The organism is Kitasatospora sp. NPDC098663 (assembly GCF_044760075.1).
In the GTDB taxonomy this organism is placed as follows: Bacteria; Actinomycetota; Actinomycetes; order Streptomycetales; family Streptomycetaceae; genus Kitasatospora.
Genome location: NZ_JBIWAP010000102.1, coordinates 1 through 8,557 on the forward strand (window position 1 = coordinate 1; position 8,557 = coordinate 8,557).

General features: G+C 72.0%; 12 protein-coding genes. 10 read left to right on the forward strand and 2 right to left on the reverse strand.

Annotated features, from left to right (window positions below; translation table 11 throughout):
- Positions 1-28: 28 nt before the first annotated feature.
- The gene (locus ACIQVZ_RS41795; RefSeq protein ID WP_402458234.1) at positions 29-670 is read right to left on the reverse strand and encodes a hypothetical protein; all 642 of its coding nucleotides are present in this window, start codon (positions 668-670) and stop codon (positions 29-31) included.
- Positions 671-1,050: 380 nt separating this feature from the next.
- Positions 1,051-1,395, reverse strand: a complete 345-nt coding sequence (locus tag ACIQVZ_RS41800) for a hypothetical protein (RefSeq protein WP_402458236.1) — start codon at positions 1,393-1,395, stop codon at positions 1,051-1,053.
- Between the two features lie 203 nt (positions 1,396-1,598).
- Here ACIQVZ_RS41800 and ACIQVZ_RS41805 point away from each other — a divergent pair, with 203 nt between their 5' ends.
- The 10 genes from ACIQVZ_RS41805 to ACIQVZ_RS41850 all read left to right on the forward strand — a co-directional run bounded on the left by ACIQVZ_RS41805 (position 1,599) and on the right by ACIQVZ_RS41850 (position 8,296).
- Positions 1,599-2,138, forward strand: coding sequence for a hypothetical protein (locus ACIQVZ_RS41805; RefSeq protein ID WP_402458238.1), 540 nt, complete (start codon positions 1,599-1,601; stop codon positions 2,136-2,138).
- A gap of 175 nt (positions 2,139-2,313) precedes the next feature.
- A complete protein-coding gene (locus tag ACIQVZ_RS41810; protein WP_402458241.1) occupies positions 2,314-2,484 on the forward strand; it encodes a hydrophobic protein in 171 nt (56 codons plus the stop codon).
- A gap of 287 nt (positions 2,485-2,771) precedes the next feature.
- A complete protein-coding gene (locus tag ACIQVZ_RS41815; RefSeq protein WP_402458243.1) occupies positions 2,772-3,794 on the forward strand; it encodes an acyl-CoA dehydrogenase in 1,023 nt (340 codons plus the stop codon).
- Entirely contained in the window at positions 3,791-4,609 is an 819-nt protein-coding gene (locus tag ACIQVZ_RS41820) for a PIG-L deacetylase family protein (protein ID WP_402458246.1), read from the forward strand. Before ACIQVZ_RS41815 ends, ACIQVZ_RS41820 begins: the two co-directional genes overlap by 4 nt.
- Positions 4,606-5,268: a class I SAM-dependent DNA methyltransferase gene (locus tag ACIQVZ_RS41825; RefSeq protein WP_402458248.1), complete on the forward strand. Its 663-nt coding sequence runs from the start codon at positions 4,606-4,608 to the stop codon at positions 5,266-5,268. Before ACIQVZ_RS41820 ends, ACIQVZ_RS41825 begins: the two co-directional genes overlap by 4 nt.
- Complete coding sequence (locus tag ACIQVZ_RS41830; RefSeq protein ID WP_402458251.1) at positions 5,265-5,981, forward strand: glycosyltransferase; 717 nt, start codon at positions 5,265-5,267, stop codon at positions 5,979-5,981. The genes ACIQVZ_RS41825 and ACIQVZ_RS41830 overlap by 4 nt, the downstream gene beginning before the upstream one ends.
- Positions 5,982-6,134: 153 nt before the next feature.
- On the forward strand, positions 6,135-6,998 hold the full coding sequence (locus ACIQVZ_RS41835; RefSeq protein ID WP_402458260.1) for a Rieske 2Fe-2S domain-containing protein: 864 nt from the start codon (positions 6,135-6,137) through the stop codon (positions 6,996-6,998).
- A 208-nt stretch (positions 6,999-7,206) separates the two neighbouring features.
- Positions 7,207-7,683: a ferritin-like domain-containing protein gene (locus ACIQVZ_RS41840; protein ID WP_402458263.1), complete on the forward strand. Its 477-nt coding sequence runs from the start codon at positions 7,207-7,209 to the stop codon at positions 7,681-7,683.
- Positions 7,684-7,785: 102 nt separating this feature from the next.
- Positions 7,786-8,046, forward strand: coding sequence for a DUF4235 domain-containing protein (locus ACIQVZ_RS41845; protein ID WP_402458254.1), 261 nt, complete (start codon positions 7,786-7,788; stop codon positions 8,044-8,046).
- Positions 8,047-8,098: 52 nt separating this feature from the next.
- Positions 8,099-8,296, forward strand: coding sequence for a hypothetical protein (locus ACIQVZ_RS41850; RefSeq protein ID WP_402458257.1), 198 nt, complete (start codon positions 8,099-8,101; stop codon positions 8,294-8,296).
- Positions 8,297-8,557 lie beyond the last annotated feature (261 nt).

Below are 8,557 nucleotides of genomic sequence, written 5' to 3' on the forward strand. Positions count from 1 at the left end.
GCTGCTGCCCGCCGCGGTCATCGGTGTTCTACGGGGCTGCAGGCATGGGCAGTGGCTGTTGGGTCCAGTGGTGTCCGTCCCAGTGCTGGGCCATGGCGATGGTGGTGCTGGGCAGCGCTGTGCCGATGGCCGTGCAGTCGGCGGGCTGGGAGCAGGAGACGGTGGTGAAGTAGCCGGTTCGGGTGCCCGGCGCGTCGAGCTGTGTGTCGGTGGTCCAGGCAGCGGCGTTCAGGATCTCGGCTGCGGAGCGGGTGTGCCTGTCGGTTGTGGTGCTGCCGATGCCCAGGCACCTGGCGGGGGTGGCGCAGGAGATGTCGGTGATCGTAGTGGTGGGGCTGTTGGTGGTGGCTGGGGTGAGGAGGTGCCAGCCGGTTTCGTCCGAGGTCTCGGTCAGGGCGGTCAGGTTCGGGCCGGTCACGGTGAAGCCGATCGCGGTGCAATGGGTGGTTGACGGGCAGGACAGTGCGGTAAGGAGGGTGCTGGTGGTGCCAGGGGGCTCGTCGATCTGCTGGGTGCTCCAGCGGTTGCCGTCCCAAGTGGTGACGTAGGCGTGTTCGGTGTTGCTGGCGTCGCCCGGGTCGCAAGACGATGCCCTGGGCTCTCGCTGGAAGGGGCCTCCAATACGTCGTGGCCCCTTGCATTTGAGACCGTTTCCGCAGGTCGGGAACAAGGTGCAAGGGTAGTGCGTTCTTCCACGCGGCGAACCGCAGTGGCTGAATCGAGTACTGGCTGGCGAAGCCGACCAGGCACCCCGCGCGTTCCTATCCGGCCACCGCGGTGACGACACACACCGGGTAGTCCACCAAGGCGGTGAAGGACTCGAATCGACCCATGATGCTGCTTCTTCCCTCGGATCTGGGAGCGATGGCCGAGGGCTCCGATGCCCGTTGCCGGCTTCGAGGGACGGGTCGAGGGCGCGTTGCTGGAAGCCACCGGGCGTACGGGTGCGGGCCTCTGCTGCCGTCCTGTCCACCCCTGGTGGACAGGACGGCCGGCGGCTGCCCCCTCGACGCGATGCCAGGACGCGGATCGGCGAGCGGCCCCGGCGCCTCACGGCCGGTCGTCGTGGAGACCGCAGAGCCAGGCGAGCGCCTGGTAGGAGCCGAGGACGTAGTGGGCGTCGGTGCCATCGCGCAGAGCCGTGCGCAGCTTCACGGCGGAGCTCCGGCACTCGGCGAGGAGTTGATGGTGGCAGGGCCCCAAGCTCCCGGGTGACGCGACAGCGGTCAGGGGCGCTTCGGGCTGAATTCCGGCGGCCCACTGGTAGGACGCCAGCACGCCGCGCTCGAAACCGGTGCACGGGGAAGGCCGCCGGTTGACCCCCTTGATCGCCTCCAACACCTCGTCCCGCCCGTGCGCCCCGATGCCGGGCACAGCCGTCTCGTCTGTGGTCATGTCAGCAAAGTACGTCCGCGAGCCATCGCCCGCCTCCCGCCCGACCGGGCCTCGCGCGCCCCGCACACGTCAGGCGAGCGCGCCGGACGGCACCCGTCAGCGGCGCAGTGCACCATGGAAGAGGACCTCCACGCCGTGCACCCCCGGCGACCGCTGCCCGCCCCGGCCACGTTGCTGCGGGCCATTCTCTCGGAGGACAGGCGATGTCTCCCCAACTCCTGGCGGAACCCATCAGCGTCTACCTGAACGACCACCTGACCGGTGCGTTCGGTGGCGCCGCGCTCGCCCGCCGCATGGCCGACACCCACCCGGACAGCCACCGCGCGGCCGACCTGCGCCGCTTGGCCCGCGACGTGGAGCAGGACCGCGACGATCTGGTGCGGATCATGAACAGCCTCGCCGTACCCGTGCGCCACTACCGCACCTGGCTGGGCCTGGCGGGTGAACGGATCGCGCGCCTCAAGCCCAATGGGACCCTGGCGAGCCGTTCCCCGCTGAGCGACCTGATCGAACTGGAGGCCATGCGCACCGGCGTCGAAGGCAAGACCGCACTGTGGCAGGCGCTGCGCGCCATCGCCGCCGACGACCCCCGCCTCGACCTGGACGACCTGGGCCGCCTCGCCCGGCGGGCAGCCGAACAGAGCCGCACACTGAACGGCTGGCACCAGGCGGTCAGCGCCGAGGTCCTCACCCGCAACGGCGCCCGGTCCGGCCGGGGCACCGTTCCGCCGTCTGCCCTGTGACCTCCAGGGCGGGTCGCAGCAAGTGGCTGACCGGGATGCCGACTGCCCCAACGTGAAGAGGAGCCGAGCCGACAGGGGTGCCGCCGCGGACGGCGCACACAGGGGTGAGTGGATCGGGACGGCGGGGGCAGACGGTGTTCCAACACCGAGCCTGCTGACCACGGAGGTCGAAACGATGGTTCCTCTCCTACTTGTTCTGCTGCTGGCCCTGCTCCTCTTCGGTGCGGGATTCGCGCTGAACATCCTCTGGTGGGTCGCGATCGTCGTATTCGTCCTGTGGCTGATCGGGTTCGTCGCGCGGGGCTCGAGCAGTTCGGGCAGCCGCGGTCGCTGGTACCGCTGGTAGACGCCCGGTCCCGGCCCCGGCAGGGTGCCCTCGCGCCGTGGCACACGGACTGCTCTGGGCATGCGCAGGCCCGGCGTGCGGTGCAGAGTCGAAGCGATGCCGAGCGCCTTCTGTACCCGCGCCCAGCACAACGTTGAGGAGTCCGACGTGATCGCTGGATCGTCTTTCCGACCCTCCACCCTGCCGCCGTGGCCTGCGCCGCTACCGCGCCAGTTTGATCCCCGCAAGGCCGGCAGGGCCGACGGCCGATGAGCGCCATGGAGGTGGGAGTCGGTGGGCTGAGCGGCATGAGCGAGGCCGCCGAACCCCGTTCCGAATTGGAGGGCCACCGCCGCAGCATCGCCGAGGCGTTCACACGGATGGCGGCCTGCGGCGAGCTGGACCTGCCCCTGCCCGGCGCAGGGCGGACCCGCGCCCGCTGGGAGGCACTCACCCGCTGGGCCCAACGGGACCTCTCCCTGGCCCGGCTCGCCGAGGGCCACACGGACGCCGTCGCGATCCTCGCCGAACTCGACATACCGGGAACGGAGGACCTGCCGACGGCTGCGGACGGCGCCCGCTGGGGGGTGTGGGCTGCCGAACCGCCCGGCTACACCCTGGAGGCACGCCGAGCACCGGGAGGATGGCGGCTCTTCGGCGTCAAACCCTTCTGCTCGGGCGCCCGGGTGTGCACGCACGCGCTCGTGACCGCCCGCGAAGGAGAACACCGGCGCCTGTTCGCCGTCGAGGTCGCGCAGCCCGGCCTCGCCCCGCTGCCGGACACCTGGCCCGGCCCCGGCATGGCGGGCAGCGACACCCTGGACGTGAACCTCGACGCTGTCCGGGCCACCCCGCTCGGCGAGCCGGGCGCCTACCTGGAACGCCCCGGCTTCCAGCACGGCGGGATCGGCGTCGCCGCCTGCTGGCACGGCGGTGCCCGCGCGGTCGCCCGCACGCTGCTGGCCGCCTCGCGCATGTGGGAGCTGGACCCGCACGCCCTGGCGCACCTTGGCGCCGTCGACGCCCATCTGGCCACCGTCGACGCGCTGCTGGACGGTGCCGCTGCCGCTGTCGACGCCGACCCCCTCGACACGGACAGCGTCGCACGCCTTCGCACGATGCGCGTGCGTGCCGCCGTCGAGAACGCCGCCGGTGATGTCCTGGCCCGAGTCGGCCGGGCGCTGGGTGCGGCCCCGCTGGGCCATGACGCCGTTCATGCGCGCGCCGTCGCGGACCTGACCGTGTACCTGCGCCAACACCACGGCGAGCGTGACCTCGCCGCTCTCGGCAGGGCTGCCTGCGCCGGCCGCCTGGAATGGGAGGACACGTGACGAGCCGCCCGGCCCCGCCACCGACCGCTGTCGACCCGGAGCAGCAGCCCCCGGCTGACCCCATCCAGCAGGCCGGGACGCCCGAAGAGGACTGGCAGACCTGGCCAGCACTTCGCAGCCTTCCCGGCGTCGCCCCGCTCGCCTGCCTGCCGGCTCCGCGGGACCGTCCGCCCAGAGTCCTGGTCGTGGCAGCCCACCCGGACGACGAGGTCCTCGGCTTCGGCGGCACGATCGCCGTCCTCGCGGCAGCCGGCATCCGGGTGCGCCTGGTGTCCGTCACCGACGGCGAGGCGTCCCACCCGCACAGCAACACCGCTGCGGCCCGCAACCTGGCCGCCATCCGCACACGGGAACTGCGCGAGGCCCTGGCCCGCCTGGGCGCCGCCGACGTGCAGAGCGTGGCGCTGGGCATGCCCGACGGCAAGGTCACCCGGCATGAGCAGGAGCTGTCCAGCCGGCTGGCCGAGCTGCTCAGGGACTGTGACCTGTGCGTGGCGCCGTTCAGCCAGGACCTCCACCCGGACCACGAGGCGGCAGGGCGTGCCGCCCTCGCTGCCGGCGCAGCGCGGGGCGTGGCTGTGTGGGAGTACCCGGTCTGGGCCTGGCACTGGGCAGCGCCTGGCGACGGACGGCTGCCGTGGCACCGCGCCGCCCGCCTCCCATTGCCGTTCGCCGCGCTGGAGCGCAAGCGCGCGGCCCTGGCGTGTTTTCACAGCCAGATCGAGCCGCTCGGCGACCGGCCCGGGGACGCGGCGATCCTGCCGCCGGCCGAACTCGCCTACTTCCGCCGCGACTTCGAGGTGATCTGGCGATGACCACCTCCCGACACGACACCGCCGCGAACGAGGTAGCCGGCACGCCGGGGGACTACTTCACCCGCATGTACGCCGACCACGCCGACCCCTGGCAGCTCGCGGATCGCTGGTACGAGCAGCGCAAGTACGCCCTGACGCTCGCTGCCCTGCCCAAGCCGGCCTACCGCAGCGCCTTCGAGCCCGGCTGCTCGGTCGGCGTGCTGTCCGGCCTGCTCGCCGGCCGCTGCCGGGCCCTGCTCTCCTGCGACCGGGAAGAACGCGCCCTCGACCAGGCCCGCGCCCGCCTCGCGCACCTACCGCACGTGCGCGTGGAGCGGCGCCTGCTGCCCGACGACTGGCCACAAGGGACCTTCGACCTTGTCGTCCTCTCCGAGCTGCTGTACTACTTCACCGTCGGCGACACCGCCGACCTGCTGGACCGTACGGTGCAGTCCCTGGAGCCGGGCGGAACCCTGGCACTCGTCCACTGGCGCCACCCGGTCGCCCACCACGCCCGAAGCGCCGAGGCCGTTCATCAGCAGGTTCGCGGTCATCCGGCCCTGGTGCGGATCGCCGCCCACCGCGAGCCGGACTTCCTCCTCGACGTGCTCACCCGTCCGCATCAGCCCGGCACCCCGGCGGAGCGCCTGTCGGTGGCCGCCACCGAGGGGCTGACGTGATCCACGCCCTGGCCGTCGTCGTCCCGGCCCGCGACGAAGAGGAGCTGCTGGCCGACTGCCTGGACGCGCTGTGCCGCGCCGCCCGGCATCCGCGGGTGCGGGACCTGCCGTGCCGAGTGATCGTGGTGGCCGACGCCTGCCGGGACGCAACCGCCGCGATCGCGCGCGGCCACGGCGCGCAGCTGCTGGAACTGACCGCGGGAAACGTAGGGGCGGCCCGCGCGGCGGGCAGCCGCCATGCTCTGGACACCGCCCTGTCCGCACGGCCGGGCCTGACACCGGACAGTGTGTGGCTGGCGCACACCGACGCGGACTCCCGCGTCCCGGCCGACTGGCTCGCACACCAGGTCACGCACGCGGCCTGCGGCTGGGAGGCCGTCGTGGGCACCGTGCGCGTCGCTGACTGGAGCGGTCATCCGGACCGCACCGCCACGGCCTTTCGACTGCGCTACCAGCAGGAGGAGCAGGCCGACGGGCACCGGCACGTCCACGGGGCGAACCTCGCCGTGCGGGCCGACGCCTACCGCGCAGCCGGCGGCTTCCAACCGCTGCGCGTGGGCGAGGACAGGGCGCTGGTCGGCGCCCTGGAAGCCGCCGGCTTCCGCGTCAAACGCACCAGCCGAAGTCCCGTCACCACCTCAGCGCGGCGCGATCCCCGAGCTCGCGGCGGGTTCGGCGACTTCCTTCGCGACCTCGACGCATTGATCGGCTGACCTCCCGCGCAGGAGCACTACGCGAGCCGCACCCGTCGGCGACTGGTAAGACGTCCGACCCGGCCCGAACGCCAACTCAGGAAAGGGAGCAACGTGATCCCCAAGGGAACCGCCCGTCTCGCCGCCGCCGCCCGTTCAGAGGGCGACGACGGCATCGGCATCCGGACTCTGAAGCTGCTTGACGCCGTCGGTGCCTGCGAAGAGCTCGACGCGATCACCGAGCCGCTGAAGCACATCGTCCAGAGCCTGCCGCTGGGACGGCTACGCGGCGTGCTGCACGGTCGTCCCCTGGGCCACCCGCTGCATCCGGCCGTGGTCCAGGTTCCAGTCGGTGCGTGGATCTCGGCGGGCGTCCTCGACCTCGTGCCCGGCTCGGAGCGCGCCGCCCGCCTGCTGGTCGCGGTCGGCGTCGTCACCGCCGCCCCGGCGGCGTGGACCGGCTGGGTGGACTGGGCCGAGCAGCACGAGCAGCAGATGCGGACCGGTCTGCTGCACGCCACCTCGATCTCCGCCGCGGTGGGTCTGTACGGCGCGTCATGGGCCGCCCGCTCACGCGGCCGGGGCGGGCTGGGGCGTGCGCTTGGCTTCGTCGGACTGGCGGCGGTCTGCGCCGGGGCCGCGATCGGTGGCCACCTGGCCTACCGGCAGGCTGCAGGTGCGAACAAGGCTGAGCCCGTCCCCCATCTGGTGGAGCCCGGCTGGCACATCCTCGGGCGCGTCGAGGACTTTGCCACGGGCGAGGCAGAGCGCCGGATGATCGGTGAGGTGCCGGTACTCGTGGTGCGCGAATCCGACGACGTCTTCCACGTCCTGGCCGACCGCTGCAGCCACTTCTCCGGCCCCCTGTCGCAGGGCGAGGTCGCAGACGGCTGCGTGACCTGTCCCTGGCACGGCAGCGTCTTCCGCCTCGCTGACGGCTGGAACGTGGGCGGCCCGGCCACCGCCCCGCAGCCGTCCTTCGCCACCCGGACGGACGGCGACGGCAACCTTCAGGTGCGCCTGTCCGACGCCGGCTGACCGTGACCGCGTCGAGCCAGGGCGGCCGCGTCGACATCACGCCGGTTCCGGTGCGAACTGGTGGTGTGGGCAGCAATCCGGCATGACGTCTCCGGCGGTCGGGAAGACGTGTGCGGACCGTCCTTCCCCCGACCGTTGGGAGCACAGCGTGGCAGGCGACGACTTCGTGATCGACGTGAGCCGGATCCGGGACGAGGCCCGGCAGAGGATGGCCGAGGGCGCAGTGACGAGCACCTACGGTCTGGACGCCGAGAAGGTGATCGCGGTGCTGAACGACGTGGTCGCCACCGAGGTGGTGTGCTGGCTGCGCTACACGCGGCACGCGATCTCTGCCACCGGCATCGATCGTGCCCAGGTGGCGGCCGAGTTCACCGAGCACGCCGCTGAGGAGATGCAGCACGCCTTGCGGGCCGCCGAGCGGATCGCCCAGCTCGGCGGCGAACCCGACTTCGACCCCGCCACCCTCGTCCAGCGCGCGCACACCGACTACACCGCGCCGGACGAGCAGGACCTGAAGGCGATGCTGGAGCACAACCTGCTGGCCGAGCGGATCGTCATCTCCACCTACCAGGAGATCGCCCGCTGGCTCGGCGACCACGACCCCACCACCCGGCGTCTCATCGAGTCCATCCTCGAAGAGGAGGAGGAGCACGCCGACGACCTCACCGACCTCCTTGCTTCCTGACCCTCCCGATGGCCTGCCTCCGTGGAAGCGGCTGACCGCGCCCTTTTCGGACCGGCGCCACAGCAATCGCCAGCCCACGTGGTCACGAAACGGGAAGCCGTGATGATCAAAACCTTCTACAAACCGCTCGGACTGCTGTTCGGTGCCCTTGACGGCGTCGTCGCGGGCGCAGTCTTCAAGCGCCTGTGGGCCCTGCTCGGCCACGGGGGAGAGGCATCCCAGGCCACCGACGAGGACCGCAGCTGGACAGAGGTGCTGACGGCCGCCGCCCTGCAGGGCGCGGTCTTCGCCCTGGTCAAGGCCGCGGTCGATCGCAGCGGGGCACTCGACACCAGCCGCCTGACCGGCACCTGGCCCGACTGACCGCACATCCACCCGGCAGCAATTTGCCGCACACTCGAGGAAGGCACCCGCGTTGTCCGAGTTCGACCGTGAGCAGGCCCACCGGAAGTCCAAGAACCTTGAGCATCTCAAGGACGAGGTCGACGAGAAGAACACCGAACACATCGAGCGCGTCCGGCAGAACGAGGGCGACAGCGGGGGCCCTGGCCCTGAATGCGATGCCGCAGGGCAACAGGAGGAGCCCGAGCGGCCCGACCGGCCTACACCGTAAGGCGCTTTGCTGGGGGAACTGCTGCACCACCTGCTATGGCCACCGCAATGACGGGCGCGGCCTGCCTGCTCGCGGCCTCCATCGACCGCGGCTGCGCGGAGTGCGTCTGTTGAGCCGCAACCCCGGGTGTCGGCTTACCGCTGGTCGTCCTGCAGGAGCACCGGGCCGCGGACGCCCGCGCACTGTGGGCGGCGTCCGGGATCGACCCACAGGCACCCGGCGTCTTCACCGAGACCGACGCAGCACGGGCCGTCGCGGCCC

What these genes read in the sequence shown, in the direction of transcription:
- ACIQVZ_RS41815 (WP_402458243.1), top strand. Translation starts at nt 2,772, where the DNA reads ATGAGCGAGGCCGCCGAACCCCGTTCCGAATTGGAGGGCCACCGCCGC.
- ACIQVZ_RS41800 (WP_402458236.1), bottom strand. Translation starts at nt 1,395, where the DNA reads ATGACCACAGACGAGACGGCTGTGCCCGGCATCGGGGCGCACGGGCGG.
- ACIQVZ_RS41840 (WP_402458263.1), top strand. Translation starts at nt 7,207, where the DNA reads ATGGCCGAGGGCGCAGTGACGAGCACCTACGGTCTGGACGCCGAGAAG.
- ACIQVZ_RS41845 (WP_402458254.1), top strand. Translation starts at nt 7,786, where the DNA reads ATGATCAAAACCTTCTACAAACCGCTCGGACTGCTGTTCGGTGCCCTT.
- ACIQVZ_RS41810 (WP_402458241.1), top strand. Translation starts at nt 2,314, where the DNA reads ATGGTTCCTCTCCTACTTGTTCTGCTGCTGGCCCTGCTCCTCTTCGGT.
- ACIQVZ_RS41805 (WP_402458238.1), top strand. Translation starts at nt 1,599, where the DNA reads ATGTCTCCCCAACTCCTGGCGGAACCCATCAGCGTCTACCTGAACGAC.
- ACIQVZ_RS41825 (WP_402458248.1), top strand. Translation starts at nt 4,606, where the DNA reads ATGACCACCTCCCGACACGACACCGCCGCGAACGAGGTAGCCGGCACG.